23 protein-coding genes are annotated in these 20,162 nt (G+C 65.2%); 15 read left to right on the forward strand and 8 right to left on the reverse strand.

Annotated features, from left to right (window positions below; all coding sequences use genetic code 11):
- Positions 1–5: 5 nt before the first annotated feature.
- The 7 genes from ACQP1T_RS32475 to ACQP1T_RS32505 all read left to right on the forward strand — a co-directional run bounded on the left by ACQP1T_RS32475 (position 6) and on the right by ACQP1T_RS32505 (position 5,534).
- Positions 6–632: a UdgX family uracil-DNA binding protein gene (locus ACQP1T_RS32475; protein ID WP_433756837.1), complete on the forward strand. Its 627-nt coding sequence runs from the start codon at positions 6–8 to the stop codon at positions 630–632.
- On the forward strand, positions 629–2,389 hold the full coding sequence (locus ACQP1T_RS32480) for a glycoside hydrolase family 15 protein (protein ID WP_433756838.1): 1,761 nt from the start codon (positions 629–631) through the stop codon (positions 2,387–2,389). Before ACQP1T_RS32475 ends, ACQP1T_RS32480 begins: the two co-directional genes overlap by 4 nt.
- A 9-nt stretch (positions 2,390–2,398) precedes the next feature.
- Positions 2,399–3,370, forward strand: a complete 972-nt coding sequence (locus ACQP1T_RS32485) for an SDR family oxidoreductase (protein WP_433756839.1) — start codon at positions 2,399–2,401, stop codon at positions 3,368–3,370.
- 139 nt (positions 3,371–3,509) lie between these two features.
- On the forward strand, positions 3,510–4,073 hold the full coding sequence (locus ACQP1T_RS32490; RefSeq protein ID WP_433756840.1) for a nucleotidyltransferase family protein: 564 nt from the start codon (positions 3,510–3,512) through the stop codon (positions 4,071–4,073).
- Positions 4,074–4,325: a BON domain-containing protein gene (locus ACQP1T_RS32495; RefSeq protein ID WP_433756841.1), complete on the forward strand. Its 252-nt coding sequence runs from the start codon at positions 4,074–4,076 to the stop codon at positions 4,323–4,325.
- Between the two features lie 21 nt (positions 4,326–4,346).
- Positions 4,347–5,069: a metallophosphoesterase family protein gene (locus tag ACQP1T_RS32500; protein WP_433756842.1), complete on the forward strand. Its 723-nt coding sequence runs from the start codon at positions 4,347–4,349 to the stop codon at positions 5,067–5,069.
- A gap of 12 nt (positions 5,070–5,081) precedes the next feature.
- On the forward strand, positions 5,082–5,534 hold the full coding sequence (locus ACQP1T_RS32505; protein ID WP_433756843.1) for a hypothetical protein: 453 nt from the start codon (positions 5,082–5,084) through the stop codon (positions 5,532–5,534).
- Between the two features lie 4 nt (positions 5,535–5,538).
- Here ACQP1T_RS32505 and ACQP1T_RS32510 read toward each other — a convergent pair whose 3' ends face one another.
- Positions 5,539–6,180, reverse strand: coding sequence for a TetR/AcrR family transcriptional regulator C-terminal domain-containing protein (locus tag ACQP1T_RS32510; RefSeq protein WP_433756844.1), 642 nt, complete (start codon positions 6,178–6,180; stop codon positions 5,539–5,541).
- Positions 6,181–6,272: 92 nt separating this feature from the next.
- Here ACQP1T_RS32510 and ACQP1T_RS32515 point away from each other — a divergent pair, with 92 nt between their 5' ends.
- Positions 6,273–7,751, forward strand: a complete 1,479-nt coding sequence (locus ACQP1T_RS32515) for an FAD-dependent monooxygenase (protein ID WP_433756845.1) — start codon at positions 6,273–6,275, stop codon at positions 7,749–7,751.
- A 38-nt stretch (positions 7,752–7,789) separates the two neighbouring features.
- Here ACQP1T_RS32515 and ACQP1T_RS32520 read toward each other — a convergent pair whose 3' ends face one another.
- Positions 7,790–7,924, reverse strand: coding sequence for a hypothetical protein (locus ACQP1T_RS32520; protein WP_433756846.1), 135 nt, complete (start codon positions 7,922–7,924; stop codon positions 7,790–7,792).
- 227 nt (positions 7,925–8,151) lie between these two features.
- Here ACQP1T_RS32520 and ACQP1T_RS32525 point away from each other — a divergent pair, with 227 nt between their 5' ends.
- The 6 genes from ACQP1T_RS32525 to ACQP1T_RS32550 all read left to right on the forward strand — a co-directional run bounded on the left by ACQP1T_RS32525 (position 8,152) and on the right by ACQP1T_RS32550 (position 11,567).
- Positions 8,152–8,556: a hypothetical protein gene (locus tag ACQP1T_RS32525; RefSeq protein ID WP_433756847.1), complete on the forward strand. Its 405-nt coding sequence runs from the start codon at positions 8,152–8,154 to the stop codon at positions 8,554–8,556.
- Complete coding sequence (atpB, locus tag ACQP1T_RS32530) at positions 8,553–9,341, forward strand: F0F1 ATP synthase subunit A (protein ID WP_433756848.1); 789 nt, start codon at positions 8,553–8,555, stop codon at positions 9,339–9,341. Before ACQP1T_RS32525 ends, atpB begins: the two co-directional genes overlap by 4 nt.
- Before the next feature lie 83 nt (positions 9,342–9,424).
- The gene (locus tag ACQP1T_RS32535; protein WP_040687366.1) at positions 9,425–9,682 is read left to right on the forward strand and encodes a F0F1 ATP synthase subunit C; all 258 of its coding nucleotides are present in this window, start codon (positions 9,425–9,427) and stop codon (positions 9,680–9,682) included.
- Between the two features lie 6 nt (positions 9,683–9,688).
- Positions 9,689–10,192, forward strand: a complete 504-nt coding sequence (locus ACQP1T_RS32540) for a F0F1 ATP synthase subunit B (protein WP_433756849.1) — start codon at positions 9,689–9,691, stop codon at positions 10,190–10,192.
- Positions 10,193–10,195: 3 nt separating this feature from the next.
- Complete coding sequence (locus ACQP1T_RS32545) at positions 10,196–10,804, forward strand: hypothetical protein (RefSeq protein WP_433756850.1); 609 nt, start codon at positions 10,196–10,198, stop codon at positions 10,802–10,804.
- 43 nt (positions 10,805–10,847) lie between these two features.
- Positions 10,848–11,567 carry a Mut7-C RNAse domain-containing protein gene (locus ACQP1T_RS32550; RefSeq protein WP_433756851.1) on the forward strand — a complete coding sequence of 240 codons (720 nt, stop codon included), beginning with the start codon at positions 10,848–10,850 and terminating at the stop codon, positions 11,565–11,567.
- 134 nt (positions 11,568–11,701) lie between these two features.
- On the opposite strand, the gene hutC is transcribed toward ACQP1T_RS32550, so the two are convergent.
- Complete coding sequence (hutC, locus tag ACQP1T_RS32555; RefSeq protein ID WP_433756852.1) at positions 11,702–12,457, reverse strand: histidine utilization repressor; 756 nt, start codon at positions 12,455–12,457, stop codon at positions 11,702–11,704.
- 126 nt (positions 12,458–12,583) lie between these two features.
- Between hutC and ACQP1T_RS32560 the strand changes: the two genes are divergently transcribed.
- A complete protein-coding gene (locus tag ACQP1T_RS32560) occupies positions 12,584–14,026 on the forward strand; it encodes a purine-cytosine permease family protein (protein WP_433756853.1) in 1,443 nt (480 codons plus the stop codon).
- Positions 14,027–14,144: 118 nt separating this feature from the next.
- Here ACQP1T_RS32560 and ACQP1T_RS32565 read toward each other — a convergent pair whose 3' ends face one another.
- The 5 genes from ACQP1T_RS32565 to ACQP1T_RS32585 all read right to left on the reverse strand — a co-directional run bounded on the left by ACQP1T_RS32565 (position 14,145) and on the right by ACQP1T_RS32585 (position 20,024).
- Complete coding sequence (locus ACQP1T_RS32565; protein ID WP_433756854.1) at positions 14,145–14,444, reverse strand: hypothetical protein; 300 nt, start codon at positions 14,442–14,444, stop codon at positions 14,145–14,147.
- A 349-nt stretch (positions 14,445–14,793) separates the two neighbouring features.
- Positions 14,794–16,095 (reverse strand): glycosyltransferase 87 family protein, encoded by a 1,302-nt coding sequence (locus ACQP1T_RS32570; RefSeq protein ID WP_433756855.1) that lies wholly within the window; start codon positions 16,093–16,095, stop codon positions 14,794–14,796.
- 197 nt (positions 16,096–16,292) lie between these two features.
- Positions 16,293–17,867, reverse strand: a complete 1,575-nt coding sequence (locus ACQP1T_RS32575) for a hypothetical protein (protein WP_433756856.1) — start codon at positions 17,865–17,867, stop codon at positions 16,293–16,295.
- A 387-nt stretch (positions 17,868–18,254) separates the two neighbouring features.
- Positions 18,255–18,656 (reverse strand): nuclear transport factor 2 family protein, encoded by a 402-nt coding sequence (locus tag ACQP1T_RS32580; RefSeq protein WP_433756857.1) that lies wholly within the window; start codon positions 18,654–18,656, stop codon positions 18,255–18,257.
- 69 nt (positions 18,657–18,725) lie between these two features.
- Complete coding sequence (locus ACQP1T_RS32585; protein ID WP_433756858.1) at positions 18,726–20,024, reverse strand: MFS transporter; 1,299 nt, start codon at positions 20,022–20,024, stop codon at positions 18,726–18,728.
- Positions 20,025–20,162: the final 138 nt, after the last annotated feature.

The following is a 20,162-nucleotide window of genomic DNA, read 5'->3' on the forward strand; positions in this document are numbered from 1 at the left end:
CCGATATGGCCGTGCCGGGCGCCGCGGAATTCGTGCCGCCGCACGCGAACCTGGCCGAGTTGCGGCAGGCCTCGTGCGGCTGCCACGGTTGCGATCTCTATCGGCACGCCACCCAGACGGTTTTCGGGGAAGGCCCGGAAGACGCCGACGTGGTCATGATCGGTGAGCAGCCCGGCGACCAGGAGGACGTGCGGGGACACCCGTTCGTCGGCCCCGCCGGGCGGCTGCTCGACCGTGCGATCGCCGAGGTCGGAATCGACCGCGACCGGATCTATGTGACCAACGCGGTCAAGCATTTCAAATTCGAGGAGCGCGGTAAGCGCCGCATCCACAAACAACCCGGACGCACCGAAATCGTCGCCTGTTCGGCCTGGCTCGACGCCGAGTTGCGGGTCATCGGACCGCAACTGGTGGTCTGTCTCGGTGCCATCGCCGCGAAGGCCGTGCTCGGTCCCTCGTTCAGGGTCTCCGAGCGGCGCGGGGAAGTGGTGACGATGCCGGATTACGCGGTGATCGCGACCGTGCATCCGTCGTCGGTGCTGCGCGCTCCCGATCGTGACGAGGCCTACGCCGGATTCGTCGCGGACTTGAAAAGGTTGCGAACGGTCTGCGGTGGTATACGACCGATGTGACGGCCGAAAATATCACCCGGCCGCATGTACTGCGCGAATACGCATTCCTCGCGGACGGCGAGCGCGGTGTGCTGGTCGGTCCACACGGTGACTTCGCCTGGATGTGCGCACCGCGCTGGCACAGCGACGCGGTTTTCGCCGGGCTGGTCGGCGGGGACGGCGCGTATTCGGTGACGCCGTCCGGACGCTTCGTGTGGGGCGGGTACTACCAGACGGGCACGTTGATCTGGAATTCGCACTGGCTGGTCGGCTCGTCGGTGGTCGAATGCCGGGAGGCGCTGGCCTTTCCCGGTGACCCGCATCGGGTCGTGGTGCTGCGCCGGATCGTCGCGGTGCACGGCGATGCCGAGGTCGACGTGGTGCTACGGCCCGCGGGGCAATTCGGTGAAGCGAAGGCACGAGACCTACACCGCACCGATGACGGGGTTTGGCGCGCGCGAGTCGGTGACCTCGCACTGCGCTGGACGGGTGGCGCGTCCGCATCGGTCCGCGATGAGCGCGGCTGGACTGATCGGATCACGCTGCGGCAAGGCGAGATTCATGATCTCGTCCTCGAATTGTCCGATATCGCACTGCCCGACGAACCGCCCGATCCGCATACGGCATGGGCGCGGACCGAATCCGCTTGGCAGCGTGGGGTGCCGAAACTGGGCCCCTGCGCCGCGTCCCGAGACACCGCTCAGGCCTACGCGGTCATGCGCGGTATGACCAGTTCCACCAACGGCATGGTCGCCGCTGCCACCACGAGCCTGCCCGAACGCGCGGACCTCGGCGAGAACTACGACTACCGCTACGTGTGGATCCGCGACCAATGTTTCGCCGGTCAGGCCGTGGCGGCCGAGGGCCCACATCCGTTGTTGGACAATGCGTTACAGTTCGTGTCCGAACGACTGCTCGCCGATGGGCCGGAGGTGCTGCCCGCGTGCACGGTCACCGGGCAACCCATCCCGGAGCCGAGCAATCTGGACCTACCCGGCTATCCGGGCGGTCGTACCGTGGTCGGAAATCGGGTGCGCGACCAGTCCCAGCTCGACGTATTCGGCGAGGCGCTGCTGCTGTTCGCCGCGGGCGCGCGGCACGACCGGCTCACCGAGGACAGCCGCAAGGCGATTTCAGTGGCGATTGCCGCGGTTGCCGAACGCTGGCGTCGACCGGATGCGGGCATCTGGGAGATCGAGAACCGGCACTGGACGCATTCGCGGCTGGCCTGCGTCAGCGGCCTGCGCGCGGTCGCCGCGATTGCCCAGACCGGTGCCGACCCGGTGTTCTGCACCGCGCTGGCCGATACCATCATGGCCGAAACCGCCCGCACCAGCGTGCATCCCAGCGGCGCGTGGCAGCAGGCACCGGATGCGGCGGGTGTCGACGCGGCCCTGCTACTACCCGCGATTCGTGGCGGCGTACCCGCCGACGATCCGCGCAGCCTGGCCACCTATCGGGCGGTCGAGCGCGAATTGTGCACGGATTACTACGTTTATCGCTATCGCCACGACGAGCGGCCGCTGGAGACGAACGAGGGCGCATTTTTGTTCTGCGGATTCATCATGGCGATCGCCGCGGCCCAACTGGGACACCGGGTTTCGGCGGCACGCTACTTCGAGCGCAATCGCGCGGCCTGCGGTACGCCCGGATTGTTCGCCGAGGAATTCGATGTCCGGCAGCGGCAGCTGCGCGGCAATATGCCGCAGGCCTTCGTGCACGCGATGCTGTTCGAATCCTCGGTCCTGCTCCCCCGATTCGGCGACGACCACGAGTAAGGAGTTGTGATGAGTTTCGAACCCCGAGTAGTCGTGATCACCGGGGCGAGTGCCGGCATCGGCCGCGCGGCCGCGCGCGAATTCGCTTCGAGCGGTTGCAAAGTCGCGCTGCTCGCCCGCGGCGATGCCGGACTCGCGGCCGCGGCCGATGATGTGCGCGCCGCGGGTGGTGAGCCGCTGACGATTCCGGTCGATGTCGCGGATTATCCGGCGGTCGAGGCCGCGGCGACGCGGGCCGAGGAGGTGCTCGGGCCGATCGATGTCTGGGTGAACTCGGCCTTCACCTCGGTATTCGCCCCGTTCGAGCAGATCGCGGCCGCGGAGTTCCGGCGGGTCACCGAAGTCACCTATCTCGGCACCGTGCACGGCACCATGGCCGCGCTGTCGCGCATGCGGGCCCGCGATCGGGGCGCTGTCGTGCAGGTCGGCTCGGCGCTCGGCGCCCGCTCCATTCCGCTGCAGTCGGCGTATTGCGCGGCCAAACACGCGATCAACGGGTTCACCGAATCGGTGCGGGTCGAGCTGATGCACGAGGGCAGCAATGTGCACATCACACTGGTGCAGGCGCCGGCGGTGAATACGCCGCAATTCTCCTGGGTGCTGTCACGACTGCCGAAGCGGCCACAGCCGGTGCCGCCGATCTACCAGCCCGAGATCATCGCCCGCTCGATCGCCTTCGCCGCGAAACATCCTGAGCGCAAGGAGTATTGGGTCGGCGCGAGCACCATGGGCACCCTGCTCGCACAACGGCTCGCACCCAGCCTGCTCGACCGATATCTCGCCCGCACCGGCTACGACTCGCAGCAGACCGACGCCGACGCCGATACTCGGGCCGACAATCTCTGGGAGCCGGTCGACCGGTCCGGTGGACACGACTTCGGTGCGCACGGCGAGTTCGATGATCGTGCGCACCGGCGCAGTACGCAGGCATGGTTGAGCCGCGGGCTGGAGACGTTGGCCAGCGGTTTACGTAGGCATTAACCGCTGCGGAGCGATTCGGGCAACGTTTCGGGAGAGCCGCGCGGTGTCGAGCGCCTGATGGTCGGCGGTATAGCCGGCAAACCCCGACTCCACCGCCGCGGCAGCGATTAGCCGACCGAAGCGCGGGTATGGCGCACATATGGTCCCGACCATCGACCAACTGCTGCACGCGCTGACCCGCGCGGTGAATACGCTGGTGGATGCCGATATCCGCTTCGCGGTCGCGGGTGGTTGCGCGGTGTACGCACGCGGCGGGCCCGCGTCGGAGCACGATGTCGACATCTTCATCAAACCCGCCGACCTGTCAGTCGCCCGCAGCGCGCTGGCCCGCGGCGGATTGCGGGTCGCCGATCCGCCCGAGGACTGGCTGACCAAGGTCTATGACGGCGGCGTCCTCATCGACCTGATCTACCGGCCGAACAACCGGGCCGTCACCGACGAACTACTCGATCGCGCCGACATGATGCGCATCGGACCGACGATGGCGCCGGTGATCAGCGCGAGCGATCTGATGATCGACAAATTACTGGTCTTCGACGCGCACCGACTGGACCTCAGCCCGCTGCTGACGATCGCACGCGATCTGCGCGAACAGGTGGATTGGGATCGGGTGCGCAAGGAGACCGATGTTTCGCCGTATGCCCGGGCCTTCCTGGGACTACTGGACGATCTCGGAGTAATCGAGCCGAAACGGGTGGTGTGAATGGAACGACCGCAATATCTGGTCGCGCATCTGCGCCGGGCGCTGGCCGAGGATCCGCGCACCGCCGAACTCGGTGTGCAGGTGACGATCCGCGGCGATGTCGTCGTCCTCGGCGGCGAGGTGAGCAGTATCGAACGCAAGCTACAGATGGAAAAGGTGGTGCGCGAACAGCTTCCGCGCGCCCGCATCCACAACGACGTGCACGTCACGCCGCCATGCGCGCCGGGGGCCGCCGAGGCGCTGGCGGACTGAGACCGGAAAGGAGGGCGGCACATGCGGATCGCGGCAATCGGTGACGTCCATCTCGGCGCCGAGTCGGGCGGCGAACTTCGCCCGGCACTGGCGGAACTGTCCGACCGCGCCGATGTGCTGCTGCTGGCCGGTGACCTCACCCGGCACGGCACTGTCGCGGAAGGCCGCGTCGTGGCAAGGGAATTCGCCGATCTCGGTGTCCCGGTCGTCGCGGTGCTCGGTAACCACGACCATCACAGCGACGCACAGCACGAGATCACGGCCGAACTCACCGATCACGGCATCACCGTATTGGAGGGCACCGCGACGAAATTCGCGGTCGATGGACATACCCTCGGCATTGCGGGCACGAAGGGCTTCGGCGGTGGCTTCGCGGGTAAATGCGCGAGCGTCTTCGGCGAGCGCGTGATGCGCGAATTCGCCGCGCACTCCGTCGACCTCGCGGAGATGCTGCGCGAGGCGCTGGCGGGCCTGCACACCGATATCACCATCGCGCTGACCCATTACTCCCCCATCAGCGACACCCTGCACGGGGAACCTCGCGAGATCTACCCGTTCCTCGGGTCCTACCTGCTCGGCGAAACCATCGATGACCAGCGCGCCGACCTCGCGATCCACGGGCACGCGCATGCGGGTATCGAACGCGGCACCACGCCGGGCGGCATACGGGTGCGCAATGTGGCCCAACCGGTGGTGCGCACCGCCTACGTCGTCTACGAGCTGAAGCCGGAAACAAAAGAATAATAAGGAGTACCGATGCCCTCGATCGGATCCATCGCCGCCCTGGCCGCGGCGATCGTGGCGGCGGGCCTGCTCGTCGGCTGCGCCAGCAACGGCCCCCTCGACCCGGTGCCAGCCACGCCGACCTCCCATCCCGACATCACCATCACCTTCTCGTCCCCTGGCAGTACCGCACAGGTGCCCAATCCGGACGAGATCACCCCGACGGCGGCAAAGCAGCTGTGCGACATGCTGAAACCGGAGGTCGACCGTTGGCGCACCGAGGGCGCGCAGCTCGGCAAGCTCGGCTTCAACGGCACGGTGCACGATTGGGCGGCCCGCAACGGCGGCCTCAACGACACCGTCCTGAAGGACCGCGCCATCGTCGATCGGATCACCACCACCGAATGTCCGGACGTCCGGCAAAAGGTGCTCGACGCACTGGATATCAGCACCCTTGCCGACGGCTTGGCGGGCTTCGGCCGCTGAGTGATTACGAGGAGACGGTGGCACGGATTCCGGCCAGGATGACCCGCACCCCGCGCTCGTATTCCACATCGGTATCGGCGTCGAACAGATCGGCCACCATCCGAGCGGTCCGCGGATAGCGCTCGGCATCGACGGTCTGCGCCATCCGCTCGGGAGCGTAGGGATTGCCATCGGCGTACTCCGCGCCGGATTGCGCCTGTTCCTCTATAACGAACCCGATCGTGTAGTGCAGCAGGAGCGGGAACACTCGCTCGGCATCGACCCGCGCGAAACCCGCGTCCTCGAGCGTGCGCAAGGTCAATTCCATGGTGCGCCACATGGCTTCATCGCTGACAAAGGTACCGGCCAGCACCTTCGCACCGTCCCGATAGCGCAGCATCGACCGGCGCAACCGCCCGGCCACCGCCACCACCCAGTCCTGCCAGTTCTCGCCCTGCCGCGGCGCCTCGATCCCGTCGACAGCGGAGACGAATACCCGCCGGGCCATCGCATCGAGCAGTTCGCGCTTGTTCTTGATATGCCAATAGAGCGCGGGCGCCTGCACGTCCAGGGCCGCGGCCACCTTCCGCATGGTGAGTCCGTCGAGACCGACCTCGTCGAGCAAACCCAACGCCGCCTCGGCGATCACCGTCGCATCGATCTTCACTGTCACCTCCTGCTGTCCGACGCTTGACAGCTTAACAATGTTCTGGTCTCCTTAACAACGTTAAATCGCTTAACGTTGTTAAGGAGACCGACATGGAAACGACCGATGTGGTGATCGCCGGGGCCGGACCGACCGGGTTGATGCTGGCCTACGAACTGCGCCTGGCAGGTGTGGATGTCGCGCTCGTCGACGGACTTCCGGCGCGCACCGGCGAATCGCGGGCGGGTGGCATCCACGCTCGCACCATGGAAATCCTCGATCAGCGCGGTCTGCTGGACGAGTTGCTCCCGCTCGGCCGCGTCATGCAGGCCGGGCACTTCGGCGGCTTGCCGCTGGATTTCAGCGACTTCGATACCCGCCACCCCTTCACTCTCGCCGTCCTGCAGTCGGTGATCGAACGCGAACTCGACCGGCACGTAACCGAACTCGGTGCGGCAGTGCAGTGGAGCTCGCCCGTGGTCGGCTTCGGTCAAGACGCGGCGGGCGTCGAGGTGGAAATCGGCGGTTCGAATTCACGCCGGATTCGCGCCGCCTACCTGGTCGGCTGCGACGGTGGCCGCAGCGCGGTGCGCAAGCTGGCGGGCATCGACTACGTCGGCACCGACGCGACCGTGACGGGCATGCTCGCCGATGTCGAACTGGCCGATCCACCCGCACAGCCCTTCTTCGGACACCGCGCCGGTGCGGGCGATTTCTCGGCAGTCCAATTCGAGCCCGGCTGGTACCGACTGCTCGTGCAGCGCCACGACATCGTCCTGGACCGTGGCGCCGAACTGAGCTTCGAGGACTTCCGCACCAACTTCACCGAGATCGCGGGCACCGACTTCGGCATGCACAGCCCGCGCTGGATCTCGCACTACGGCGATGCCGCCCGCCAGGCCGACCGCTACCGCGTGGGCCGGGTCTTCCTGGCCGGGGACGCCGCGCACATCCACTATCCCGCGGGCGGACAGGGCCAGAACCTGGGACTGCAGGACGCGGTGAATCTCGGCTGGAAGCTCGCCGCCACCTTGCGCGGCAACGCATCCGACGAACTACTCGACACCTATGAGTCCGAGCGCCACCCCATCGCCGCCCGCGTTCTGCACAACACCCGCGCCCAGACCGCCCTCGGACGTCCAGGCCCGCATACCGACGCGCTGCGCGAGATGATGAGCGATCTGATCGATATGGACCAGGTGCGCCACCGTCTCGGCCTGATGATCACCGCCCTCGATATCCGCTACGACATCAAGGGCGAGCACCCGCTCATCGGCCGCCGGGTCCCGGACGCCGACCTCACTACCGCGGACGGCGAAACTCGGGTCCACGAACTGCTGCGCGCGGGCCGCCCGGTCCTGTTGGTACTCAACGGAAACGACGTTCCGGCGGTCCCGGAATGGCACGACCGGATCGAAATCATCAGCGCCGTCGGCCACGCCGAGCATTGGCCCATCCCCGGTTACGGGGCGATCCAAGCCCCCGCCGCGGTCCTGCTGCGCCCCGACGGCTACGTCGCATGGGCCACCGGCGAAACCACCGCCGCAGGTTTGACCGAAGCACTCAGCACCTGGGTCGGCAGCGCCGAATGACACCCGAACCGACGCCAGGAGCGGCAGCGCGCCAGCTATCAATAGTTGCCGTTCAGCTGCGGCATCACGATATCGCGGCGAACGCGCGATTCGATGCCGCGCACCGACTCCAGCTCGGGATATCGGTAGCCTCTTTGTAATTCCTTTACAAAGACATGACCGAAATCATGCACACTGGTCGAATAAACCGGACAATAGCGGACGTCGGAACGGTGACCGTTTTGTCCGATTCAACTCGACACGTCCGAGAGCGCTGATTGATCTTGTCGGCCCCCGTGTGACACTGTCGCCCAATGGACATCGTCCGAAATCTCGCCCGAGAAAGATCAAAAACGTTGCCTTCCAAAAGGGTTGTTAATGTGTATGCTATCGATCAATTAAGACCCCACTACGAGGTGGGATGACCGGCGAAGGCGGTGTCGCAGTGGATGTCAACGCACTCCGAATGCGCCGTGCGACTGTCTTTGCTATCGGCGTCGGCGTGCTCGTCCTGGCAGCTACCGGTCCGCTCGACCGACTGCTGCTCGGTCTGTTCATCTGCATCGGACTCGGGCTCGGTTGGCTTAATGCGCAACTGACCCGCTTGACGGTCAACCGTGTCGCCGACGCCGAGAAACCGAGGAAACAGGGCTTGTACCTCTCCTCGGCAACCCGACTGATCGCAATAACCGGCGGTTCGCTCGCAGTGGGTTTCCTGGCAAGGCCGCACGGCATCGGAATCTTCTTCGGTCTGGCCGCCTTTCAAGTGATTCTGGTGTTGGTCACCGTCTTGCCTGAAGTGAAGGAGCTTCGCCAGCAATCATGACGAATCAACTCGCCTTCATCGCCCAGTCGGCGCTTCCGGTGCTCGCCCAGGAAGCGCCCGCCGAAGAGCCGAAAATCAAGGTCGGCGAACATGCGGTCGCGCATCTGTGGGGTATGGACTTCAATGTCGACACGATCATCTCGACCGCCATCGCGGCGGCGATCGTGCTCGGCCTCGCGTTCTACCTGCGGGCGAAGCTGACCTCGGGCGTACCCAACGGCGTGCAGTTGTTCTTCGAGACCGTCACGGTCCAGATGCGCAACCAGGTGGAAAGCGCTATCGGCATGAAGGTCGCGCCGTTCGCGCTGCCATTGGCCGTCACGCTGTTCATCTACATCCTGTTGTCGAACTGGTTGTCGGTGCTGCCGGTCCAGTACGGACACGGTGAATTGATCGCACCGCCCGCGTCGGACGTCAATTTCGTCTACGCGCTGGCCCTGTTCGTTTTCATCATGTATCAGGGTGCGGGTGTGTACCGGCGTGGCCCCGGTGGGCATGCCAAGCAGTTGCTGAAGGGCCACACCGGATGGGGCCCGATGGTTTTCATCAATGTCATCGAGGAAGTCGCCAAACCGCTCTCGCTGTCGCTGCGATTGTTCGGCAACATGTTCGCGGGCGGCGTGATGGTCTCGGTGATCGCACTGTTCCCGTTCTGGATCAGCTGGGGGCCGAATGCCATCTGGAAACTCTTCGATCTTTTCGTCGGAGCCATCCAGGCATTCATCTTCTCGCTGTTGACCGTCCTCTACTTCAGTCAGTCGATGTCGCTGGAGCACGAACACTAGCCCCGGCGACTGCTTTCGGGTCGCTCTAAACAACGACAGATCGGCGCCGCCGATCGAGCACAGTAAAGAACAGGAAGTGAAAAATGGCAGACGCAACAACGGCGGCTATCGTCCAGGGCGCGCTCATCGGCGGCGGCATCATTATGGGCGGTGGCGCCATCGGCGCGGGTATCGGTGACGGACTCGCCGGCGCCGCGTTGATCAACGGCGTTGCCCGTCAGCCGGAAGCCGAGGGTCGCCTCCGCGGTAACTTCTTCCTGACCGTCGGTCTGGTCGAGGCGGCGTACTTCATCAATCTAGCGTTCATGGCGCTTTTCGTATTCGCTACTCCAGGTAAGTAATTCAGTATGACTCCGCGAACGGATGTTGTGGCCGAGGGAAACTTCCTGATTCCCAACGGCACATTCTTCGCCGAGCTGTTGATCTTCCTGATCGTGCTCGGGGTCATGTGGCTGTTCGTCGTTCCGCCGATACGCAAGGTATTGGCGGAACGCGAGGCGAGAGTCGCCGAGACCGCGGTCGACAACAAGGAAGCCAAAGCCTTGTTCGCCGACGCCGAAGCGAAATATCAGGCGGCCGTCGCGCAGGCGCGCAGTGAAGCGGTCGAGATCAGGAACCAGGCGAGGCACGAGGGCCGAATTATCCTCGAGCAGTTGCGAAGTGAGGCGCAGGACGAGGCCGACAGGATCGTCGCGGAATCCGCGACCGAACTGCGGGCCAAGGCGGACCAAGTGGCCGCCGAGTTGCGTGAGGCTGTCGAACCGCTCGCCGAGACATTGGCCGATCGCGTGCTCGGCATCAAGGATCGGCACGCCGGCTCCAGCGCCGGCCATCAGTCAGAGCGAGCGTAGCCAATGAACCTCAACAGCGGCATCCTTGCCGAAGGGGCCATCCACGCGGCCGAGTCCGAGGACTCGGGCATCTTCCACATCACCTTCGACTGGCCGATCTTCTTCAGCCAGCTCTTCGGTTTCGCGGTCATCATCTTCGTCATCGTCAAATGGGTGGCACCGCCGGTGGGACGGCTGATGGCCAAGGCACAGAACAATATTCAGAAACAGCTCGAGGAGAACCAGCAGGCGGCCGACCGCCTGGTCGAGGCCAAACGGGCCTACGACAACGCGGTCACCGACGCCCAGGCCGAACTCGAGCACATCCGCGAGGACGCGCGCGCCGACGCCGAACGCATCATCGCCAAGATGCGCGAATTCGCCGACGCCGAGGTCGCCCGGGTCCGCAGCCAGGGCCGCGACCAGATCGCCCAGATGCGCACCCAGCTCATCCGCGATCTGAAGGATGAGCTGATCACCACGGTCATGGACAGCACCGAGGAAAAGGTGCGCTATGAGATCGGCGCCACCCACGTGGCCGCCGACAGCATCGACAAATTCCTCGAGGACCTCGAGGCCATGGCCAACGCGGAACCGCCGGTCCGACGCCGCGCCCAGCCCTGGGCATTGTAAAACCGGGTGGTCGCCGGACCGCATGCCCTGGCATGCTGGCCGAGTGGGCACCGCGCAGATCACGATAGATTTCGCGCCCGAATTGCGGCTGTTCGTCGCGGCCGCACAGCGGGACGGTCGCTCGGCCGTGCGGATCGACAGCGTGTCGACGCTCGGACATGTCGTGGAATCGCTCGGCGTGCCGCTCACCGAGGTGGGCGAGCTGCTGGTCGACGGTCGGTCGATGAGCCCGGCGCATCTGCCCACCGACGGCGAGGCGGTCTCGGTGCGCGCCGTGGTGCGTCCGCAGCGATTCGACGAACCGCTGCGCTTCCTGCTGGATATCCACCTCGGCACCCTGGCGCGGCGGCTGCGGCTGCTCGGCGTCGACACCGCCTACGAGAATCCGGATATCGGCGATGCCGCGCTCGCCACCCGCTCGGCGACCGAACATCGCATCCTGCTCTCCCGTGACCGCGGACTGCTGCGTCGACGCGAAATCTTCGCTGGCGCATACATTTACAGTCACCGCCCGGTCGAACAACTCGACGACGTGCTATCGCGTTTCGCACCGCCCCTCGCGCCATGGACCCGCTGCACGGCCTGCAACGGCCCCCTGCGCGTGACCGATAAGCACACCCTGCGTGGACAACTCCCGAACGAGACCGCACGCACCTACGACGCGTTCGCGCAGTGCATCGCCTGCGGCCGAACCTATTGGAAGGGTGCGCATCACGCGCGTCTCGATGCGATCGTGACGCACGCCCTCCACTTCGGCACCTGACCGCATTGCCGCGCACCCTCCGCGCACCGCATAGCCTCCGCTCGGCCCACTTCCTGACACCGCGCATGGAATGGTGCGCGGGCACGTACGTCGCGGGCCAATCAATGCGCGGAAGCCGTTCTCGCCCAGCCGGATCAAGCTCCGAATGCGCCTTCGAGGCGACTGCGGGAGCCGGGGTGGACTAGGCGGGCCACGCTGACCAGCGCGCTGGCGGCCCAGGTTCGGCGGCGGATCTGGAGGCAGGGTTCGGTGCGGCGGATGCGCAGTAGTCGGCAGTCCTCCTGGCTGCCCTGCACCGCCTCGACGACATGTTCGCCGCGTACCAGCGGGGCCACCTCGCTGAGGTAGCGGTTCGGGGTGATCTCGGCGAAATTCTGGTCGAGGTACCCGGGTGCGGCCGCGGGGTTGACGTAGCGGTCCTCCACTTGGATCGGCACCTCGTCGTCGAAATGCACCAGCAGCGAATGGAATACCGAATCGGTCGGCCACTCGTCGAGCAGTGGGTTGACGGTGTCGAGGGGTTCGCTGCGCAGGAAGATGACCTCGGTGCGGTGCCGGTGGCCGCGCTGCTGGATCTCATCGGCGATATTGCGCACCTCGAACAGCGGCGAGGCCACCTTCGCGGGCGCGACGAAGGTGCCCACCCCCATCATGCGAACGACCACTCCGGCCGCGGCCAACTCACGCAGTGCACGGTTGACCGTCATGCGGGAGATCCCGAGTGCGTCGACCAGCTGATGCTCCGAGGGAAGCTGATCGCCCGCGCCCCAGCGTCCGGCACCGATCTGCGTGCGGATCAGGGTCTTGATCCGCTCGTATGCTGGTGCCGAATCGGGTCCGGACGCCGCGAACAAGGCCGCCAGATCTGCATCGCCCACCGGGCGGGCCATCGCCACCACCTCTCACGTCGCCTGGCCGCAACCTTAGCCGTTCCGGTTGACAGTCACTTGTATATACAGGACTATGCATTTGGGCAGGCTGTCCCAGCTGCCCTTCTCCTGATGGAAGGCGGATCCATGCCGCACAACGACGAATTCGACGCCGGACTGCAGATCGAGCGCCGCACCATCGAAGTAATTCCGGATGCCGAACGCCACGGCACCGCGCGCAATCAATTCACCCTGTGGTTCGGGGCGAATATGCAGATCACCGCCATCGTCGACGGTGCGTTGGCGGTGGTGTTCGGCGCCGATGCGCTATGGGCGGTCATCGGATTGCTGCTCGGCAATATTCTCGGCGGCATTGTCATGGCACTGCATTCGGCGCAGGGCCCGCGGCTCGGATTGCCGCAAATGATCTCCAGCCGAGCCCAATTCGGCGTCCTCGGTGCGGTAATGCCACTGTTGCTGGTGATCGTGATGTATCTGGGTTTCGCCGCCACCGGTACGGTTTTGGCCGGTCAGGCGGTGAACAAGATTCTGCACGTGGACAATTCGACCGTCGGTATTCTCGTCTTCGGTGCGCTCACCGCCGTGGTCGCGGTGACCGGCTACCGGCTGATCCACGTCATCGGGCGGATCGCGACCGTGGTCGGCATCATCGGCTTCACCTACCTGACTATCCGCCTGTTCGCCGAATACGACGTCAGCGCCTACGTCGGTGCCAAATCCTTCGACATCGTGACCTTCGTCCTCGCGGTCTCCCTCGGCGCGGGATGGCAGCTGACCTTCGGACCGTACGTCGCTGACTATTCGCGCTATCTGCCCCGCACCACCAGCGCGCGAACCACCTTCTGGTCCACCTTCGCGGGCAGCGTGCTCGGCTCGCAGTGGGCGATGACGCTCGGCGCGCTGGTGGCCGCCGTCGCCGGAAAGGCGTTCCTGGGCAATCAAGTCGGCTTCATCGGCGACCTCGCGGGCCCGTCCGCGATCGCGCTGCTGATCTACCTGGTGATCGTGGTCGGCAAGTTGACGGTGAACTGTCTCAATGCCTATGGCGGGTTCATGTCCATCCTGACCTCGGTGACCGCGTTCAACGGTCAGTCGCGCACCACCCAGGCCGCGCGGACGGCCTATATCGTCGGCTTCACGGTGGTGTCGATGCTGATCGCCATCGGGGCCAGCGCCGATTTCCTCAATAACTTCAAGAATTTCGTGCTCGTCCTGCTCATGGTGTTCACCCCGTGGAGCGCGATCAATCTGATCGACTACTACCTGATCTCGCGCGAGCGCATCGATATCCCCGCACTCTACGATCCGGACGGCCGCTACGGACGCTGGAACGGCACCGCCCTGGCCTGCTACACCCTCGGCATCCTCGCCCAGATCCCTTTCCTCGCACAGAAGCTCTACACCGGCCCGATCACCGATATGCTCGGCGGCGCGGATATCTCCTGGATCGTCGGCATCGTCTTCACGGCGGCGATCTACTATCCACTCGCACGTCGCACGAGCAACCCGCCGGACGGGATGATCTACCCCCCGGAAACGGTTGCGGCGAACCGTGTTTCCGCCGAGTAGCACCCCGTTCTGCCGCAATCCCGTGATGTGCTGGTCGATTTCAAATGGCGACCAGCTCATTTCGATCTGGCCGCACGGATAGGGACCGATCCTCGAATTCGCCTGAGCCGCGCGCAGACTACGAGGCGTGGTGCGTCGGGTGGTAGTGCTCCCAGGCGTCGGCCAGCGCCTTGCGCACCTCCGAGGGAAGGTAATCCCGGATTTCCGCACACAGATGGACGCTGTTACCGCAGTCGTCGCACCAGATCCGGACCGTGCGCGCGTCTTTGGCAACGGCTTCGGCGATCCAGTCGGCGCGCATATTGCCGTGGTCGACGGTGGCTACCCATCTGTCCCCGTAACCATCGACATCCTTATGGATGGCATTGACCATGGTCACCGCGAACATCGGGTTGGGCTGAGCCTTCTTCTTCGTCATAGCGGAACCCTCCAGCCCTCGAGCGAAATGTTCATGCCGCTTCAGCAACCCAGTGGTGACCGGTTGCTTCGCGACGCAGGAAGCAACCGTAACTCCGGCCGACCCGCCCGGCAAGCGTCCACTTCGGGTGGAAACCGAAGGGAATCCGCAGGTAAAGAGATCGCAAAGGCGTCTAGCCATATCGTCGGTATGGCGCGGCGGCTGCCCGAGCAGCGGCACTGAACGCCTGCCCGATCGTGGCACAGCAACCGCTCCACAAATGAGTATTCGGCGCATCCATCGGCCCGGTCTCGATCCCCAACGCCGCCACTGCGGAAACCCGGCCCGCGCTACCGGGTTCCGGCGTTTATCAAGGTGAAGGGGTTGGGCACGAAGGGGAGTCCGGATTGCGGCGCCGCGGCAGTGGGAAACGGATCGAACGCTCGGCCGAGTGCTCGCTGAGCGCCGACCAGCCGTCCCTGCGCAGATGTATCCACGCCGCGATCAGGACGATGAGGAATTCGATGACGTAGCCGTTCATCAAGACCTTGGTGATCGGCCACCACGGCGGCAGCAGGAACACTCCGATCGATACCCAGGTCTTGCTCCAGTGGTAGGTCCAGGAGGCGGTCACGGTGAACAGCGCCGCCGCCGCCACCCACCAGCGCCAGTTGTCCAGCCCCTTGTGTACGAGGAAGACGAACAGCGGCACGAACCACACCCAGTGGTGTCCCCAGGAGAACGGCGACACCGCGCACGCGGTGAGACCGGCCAGGGTGATCGACAGCAGCCGCTCACCGCGCTGATACAGCGCCGTCGTGACCATCAGGCTGGCGATCGTGACCGAGCCCGCGATGAGCAACCACAACCACACCGGCGCGGGACCGTCGAGCAGATGTGCGATGACGCCGCGGACGGACTGGTTGGACGGGTGATTGTCCGCCGCGATCCGGTTGGATTGGAAGAAAGTGGAGGTCCAGTACTGCCGGGAATCTGTGGGCAGGATGATCCAGGCGAAAGCCACCGTGGCGAGGAAGGTCACGAATGCGGTAATCGCCGAGCGCCACTGCCGCAGCGCCACGAAATAGGCGACGAAGTACATCGGGGTGAGTTTGATACCCGCCGCGAGTCCGGCGCCGAGGCCACGCAGTTTGCTTCGGTCCTCGCGCAAGGCGTCCAACAGCACCAGCAGCATCAGCACCAGATTGATCTGCCCGAAGTAGAGCGTCTGGCGGACCGGCTCGATGAATACGCAGGTGGCCGCGATCAGCACGCTGACCACCACCAGCCGAGTCGTGATCCGATAGCCGAGCAGCCGCCAACTGAGCAGGACACAGGCGATGAGTATGGCGAGGTTGAACACCAGCCAGGTGTTGGTGACGTAACCCCAAGGCACCAGGTAGATCGGCACGAACGCGATGGTGGAGAACGGCGTATAGGTGTACAGCAGGCCGCGCATGGTCGGCTCGGTGTACAGCGGAATATCGTGCACGATGCGCCACGCACCGTCGCGATAGATATGCACGTCCAGGCCACCGACCAGGAACCCGCCCTTGTCCAGGAAGGGATCAATGGTGGTGAAGAGCAGGATCACCGACAGCAGGGCGCTACCGGCGAGCAGGTATATCGCTGGTCCCGTACGCGGAAACTCCAGCTTCCGGGTGTCTCGCACCGATCCGCTATGACCGAGGCAACACCGTCGCGGGATTCGAGATACCGGATCCTGTTGGGTGATAAGACCTCATCACGACGACCGATCCATCCCTTCGTCCCGCACCTGCTGCACTACGGCGATAGCCAGTTTTTAACGTACCTAATGACCCGCGCCTGCATCATGCCCCGAAGTGCCGGGGCAAGCAAGCGGCGGGGTCATCGTTGCCTGCTGGCCCTCGCCCGCCTGCGCTCGGCCTGTAGTTCGGCGAGTTCTTGTTCGAGCATCTCGGCGATGCGGAACTGCCCGGTGTCGTGGATATCGGGCGTGCGAACCACCTGCAGGTGCGAATCCGGCTCGGACGAAGTGTTGGTCTTGGCGCGCGCGTTCGCGTTCTCGGTCGACCTGCTGTCCTTGCGGCCCTCGAGCGAACTGGGCTTGCGCGCCGTCGCCGCGGCCGAACCGTTGCCCCGGCGCAGTGCCGACACGACCGACGGCTTGCTCTCCGCGGCGGGCTTTTCCGCGCTCGCCGGGGCGGCCTTACGCGCGGGCGCCTTGGCCGGGGGCGGCGGCGGGCTGTCGACCTTCGCGACGGGCTTGGGCTCGGCGATCGGCTCCGGCTCCGGTGGTGCGAAGGGGTTGTTCTTCGCGACGACCGGCTTCGCGGCCACCGGCGCGGTCGGCTCCTTGACGACAGCGGGACCGTTCTCGGTCTTCGCGGGAGCGGGCCGCTGCTGGGCCTCCGCATTCTCCGGTGCCTGGCCGTTGGTCGGCGCGCGACGCTTCTCGGGTGCGTCGTCCGAGCCTTCTTGCGCGGCAGGGCTTTCCCCGTCGGACGACTCCTCGACCTCGACCGCCTCGGCCTCCACGATCGCGTCGGCGGCCTGTTGCGCACCTTCGGCGGCCGCCAGCGCCTCGTGCTCCGCGGATTCCTTCTCCGCCCCCGGCGCCACCAGGGCCGCCTGGGTATTCGCGCGATAGGACGCGATCGATGGCATCGTCTGCTTGAGTTGTTCGGCCGGATCGGGCAGCTCGCGGACCTGCTCGGTGGCCCGGTAGATGGCCAGGCCGTAGCGTGCGCTGGCCGCGTCGTGGATGAGCAGGGCGACACCGATCATCACCGGCGCGACCGCGTGCACACCGGTCTCGTACCATTCCCCGTCCCGCAGGTACGGGTAGGTGTTGAGGGTGACAGTCAGTGACAGCAGGGCGATTTCGGCCGCGGCGACCTGTCGGCGGTTGTCGATCACGCCCCATTCGGCGACCTTATTGGTGCCGACCATGATGATGATCAAGCAGACGCTGATCATCGCCTCGATGAGGTAGCTGAACCAGTACAGCGGATCGCCCGGCCCGCCCGGCGCGATGTTGTGCTGCACATTGACCGCGGACCACAGCATGCCCGCCGCCACCACGCCCGCCAGCGCGCGCAGTGACCATCCCCGATGCCGGTACAGCGACGCCAATTTGGCATGCGGGCTGGACTCCCGCCGCTGCGCCGCAATTGCCTTGCGGGCTACCAATAGATCTCTGATGTCGGCCTTCTCGATCGCTTCCGTGGTCTGCCTGGCGCGGTCGGCCGCGGCGGCCGCGGCCTGCACCTGTTTCCATCGCTGTGCGCGATCCTCACCGCGAATCTTCTCCGCGAGCTCACGCTCGGCGACCAGTTCGTCCTCGGAGAGCGCCTCGGTCAGCGCGGGATCGAACTGGTAGGCCAGTCGGCCACGAGCCCGCTCGACCCTTCTCGCGAGCTGTCCGACCTCGTCCTCGACAGGATGATGCTCGATGGTCAATTCGACTCCCCGCGGGAGAGATTCGACGGCAGACAAGTGATCACGCGTGGGAACGGCACCAGACATTCATAGTCGATGCACCGTTGCCAGCGAAACTGTCAATTTGCCGCCGGTGGGTTGTCTTGCGGCGTGCCGCGCGCGACACACGCATCCGAAGTTTCGATTTAACGACGATCCGGCACTCGCGAACGCCGCCCGCGGCGCGATGAACATACGCTTCACCGGCCCGGATTCGCTGCGGCGCAACTGCTTGCCGCCAGCTAACAGCCAACCAGTCGGTTCGTTCAAGGGGTGTCAACATATTCGGGCGTGTCGCCGCCAACTGGTCAATAGGTCAGGCGATTTCAGGTCCGCCGCGCCGAGGCTCCGCGAGTAGTGGCCGTGCGCTCAGGCCGCATCCGACAGCGCTTCGTGCCAGTGCCAGGTGTCGGTGTATTGGTGCAGTGCGAGCAGCTTTTCGTCGGCGATATGCCAGATGTGGGCGAATTCGGCGGCCACATGCTTGCGGGTGGCGCGCGCGATGCCGCGGTAGTGGCCGGTGACGATGACGGTGTTCGGATAGGCGTCGAACCATTCCTCGGCGAAGGGTGCGATCTCGTATTCGCGGAACACCGGCTGCCAGATACCCGCCAGCGCCGCTTCGGGGCTCTGCGCCTGCGTGACGGTCACGCTGGGCATTCCCGGAGCCACCCAGCCCTGGAAGTGCGGATGCAGCGCATCGAGGATGCCGGCGGGGTCCCCGGATTGCGTTGCTTTGTAGAACTTTTCGACTACGTCTCGGTTGCTCATATCCTCATATTAGAGGGATCGTTCTATATCGACCAGAGGGAGCGGCCGGTGATCCGCGGCACAAACTCCTCAGTTGGTGCGGATGCGGGATCGCAGTGCGAGAACACCTGCGGCCGAGCCGATCATGGCGATCCCGACGACCCACAGTCCGGCCCGCTGGGTGCCGGTCAGGTCCTTCAGCGCACCGGTGACGTACGGCGCGACGAATCCGCTGACATTGCCGATGGAGTTGATCAGGGCGATACCGCCCGCCGCGGCCGCACCGGAGAGGAAGGTGCTCGGCAGCGCCCAGAAGGTGGGCAGCGCGGCGAGCACCCCGACGGCGCAGACGGTGACCGCGACCATGGCGGCGAACGGGTTGCCCAGATACAGCGCCACCGGAATGGCGAGCCCGCCGACCAGCGCGGGTAGCGCGACATGCCAGGCTCGCTCACCGGTTCGGTCGCCGTGTCTGCTCCACAACACCATCACCACGGCGCCGATCACATAGGGCACCGCATTGATGAGCCCACGCTGCACCACCGAATAGTGGGTGCCGTACTGCTGTTGGAAGCCGTTGATGATGGTGGGCAGGAAGAATCCGAGCGCGTACAGGCCGTAGACGATGCCGCCGTAGATGAAGGCGAGGCCGAGTACGCGGGGATGGGTGAGCGCCTTGCGCACCGTCCAGTGTTCGACCCGCGCCGCCTGCTCTTTGTCGAGTTCCGCGGTGAGCCACTTTCTTTCGGTCTCGGTCAGCCAGTTGGCCTGTGCGGGACGGTCGGTGAGGAAGAACCAGGTGACCACCGCCAGCACGATCGCGGGTAGGCCCTCGACCAGGAACATGAATCGCCAACCACTGAGGCCGAATACGCCATCGCCGTACTGGATGATCAGACTCGACACCGTCGAGCCCAAGGCGGTCGAAATCGGCACCGCTGTCATGAACAATGCGACGATCTTCGCGCGCTGGGTCTGCGGAAACCAGTAGGTGAGATACAGCAGGATGCCTGGAAAGAATCCGGCCTCGACCACGCCGAGGGTGAATCGCAGGATATAGAGCCAGGTTTCGTTCGGCACGAATGCCATGGCGGTGGCGACCACACCCCAACTCACCATGATTCTGGCGATCCACCGACGCGCACCGAACCGGTGCAGCGCCAGATTGCTCGGCACCTCGAGTACGAGATACCCGATGAAGAAGATGCCGGAGGCGAACCCGAAGGCCGTCTCGGTCAGCCCCAGCTCCGTTTTCATACCGCTCGGCCCGGCGAATCCGATATTGACCCGGTCCAGGTAGTTGACGAAATACAGCAGCCCGAGATAGGGCACCAGTCGAATCGTGACCTTGCGCAACGTCGCGCGGGACACCTCGGGCGTTCCATCCATTCGCGAACTCTCGACCCGGATCAACCCGGGAGTCAAATTCCCAGGCCCGGCGATACGAATGTTCGACATCGGGTCATGTGCGGGGACCCGAGCGTTCAACCGGCAACCGTACCGTTCGAGGCAGAGGCGAACGGAGAT

The sequence above is a fragment of the Nocardia sp. CA-135398 genome (genome assembly GCF_050955845.1).
Classification (GTDB): domain Bacteria; phylum Actinomycetota; class Actinomycetes; order Mycobacteriales; family Mycobacteriaceae; genus Nocardia.

Excerpts from the sequence above, each read along its gene's own strand:
- ACQP1T_RS32475 (WP_433756837.1), top strand. The coding sequence starts at position 6 with ATGGCCGTGCCGGGCGCCGCGGAATTCGTGCCGCCGCACGCGAACCTG.
- ACQP1T_RS32485 (WP_433756839.1), top strand. The coding sequence starts at position 2,399 with ATGAGTTTCGAACCCCGAGTAGTCGTGATCACCGGGGCGAGTGCCGGC.
- ACQP1T_RS32490 (WP_433756840.1), top strand. The coding sequence starts at position 3,510 with ATGGTCCCGACCATCGACCAACTGCTGCACGCGCTGACCCGCGCGGTG.
- ACQP1T_RS32495 (WP_433756841.1), top strand. The coding sequence starts at position 4,074 with ATGGAACGACCGCAATATCTGGTCGCGCATCTGCGCCGGGCGCTGGCC.
- ACQP1T_RS32500 (WP_433756842.1), top strand. The coding sequence starts at position 4,347 with ATGCGGATCGCGGCAATCGGTGACGTCCATCTCGGCGCCGAGTCGGGC.
- ACQP1T_RS32505 (WP_433756843.1), top strand. The coding sequence starts at position 5,082 with ATGCCCTCGATCGGATCCATCGCCGCCCTGGCCGCGGCGATCGTGGCG.
- ACQP1T_RS32515 (WP_433756845.1), top strand. The coding sequence starts at position 6,273 with ATGGAAACGACCGATGTGGTGATCGCCGGGGCCGGACCGACCGGGTTG.
- ACQP1T_RS32525 (WP_433756847.1), top strand. The coding sequence starts at position 8,152 with ATGACCGGCGAAGGCGGTGTCGCAGTGGATGTCAACGCACTCCGAATG.
- atpB (WP_433756848.1), top strand. The coding sequence starts at position 8,553 with ATGACGAATCAACTCGCCTTCATCGCCCAGTCGGCGCTTCCGGTGCTC.
- ACQP1T_RS32535 (WP_040687366.1), top strand. The coding sequence starts at position 9,425 with ATGGCAGACGCAACAACGGCGGCTATCGTCCAGGGCGCGCTCATCGGC.
- ACQP1T_RS32540 (WP_433756849.1), top strand. The coding sequence starts at position 9,689 with ATGACTCCGCGAACGGATGTTGTGGCCGAGGGAAACTTCCTGATTCCC.
- ACQP1T_RS32545 (WP_433756850.1), top strand. The coding sequence starts at position 10,196 with ATGAACCTCAACAGCGGCATCCTTGCCGAAGGGGCCATCCACGCGGCC.
- hutC (WP_433756852.1), bottom strand. The coding sequence starts at position 12,457 with ATGGCCCGCCCGGTGGGCGATGCAGATCTGGCGGCCTTGTTCGCGGCG.
- ACQP1T_RS32560 (WP_433756853.1), top strand. The coding sequence starts at position 12,584 with ATGCCGCACAACGACGAATTCGACGCCGGACTGCAGATCGAGCGCCGC.
- ACQP1T_RS32565 (WP_433756854.1), bottom strand. The coding sequence starts at position 14,444 with ATGACGAAGAAGAAGGCTCAGCCCAACCCGATGTTCGCGGTGACCATG.
- ACQP1T_RS32580 (WP_433756857.1), bottom strand. The coding sequence starts at position 18,656 with ATGAGCAACCGAGACGTAGTCGAAAAGTTCTACAAAGCAACGCAATCC.
- ACQP1T_RS32585 (WP_433756858.1), bottom strand. The coding sequence starts at position 20,024 with ATGGATGGAACGCCCGAGGTGTCCCGCGCGACGTTGCGCAAGGTCACG.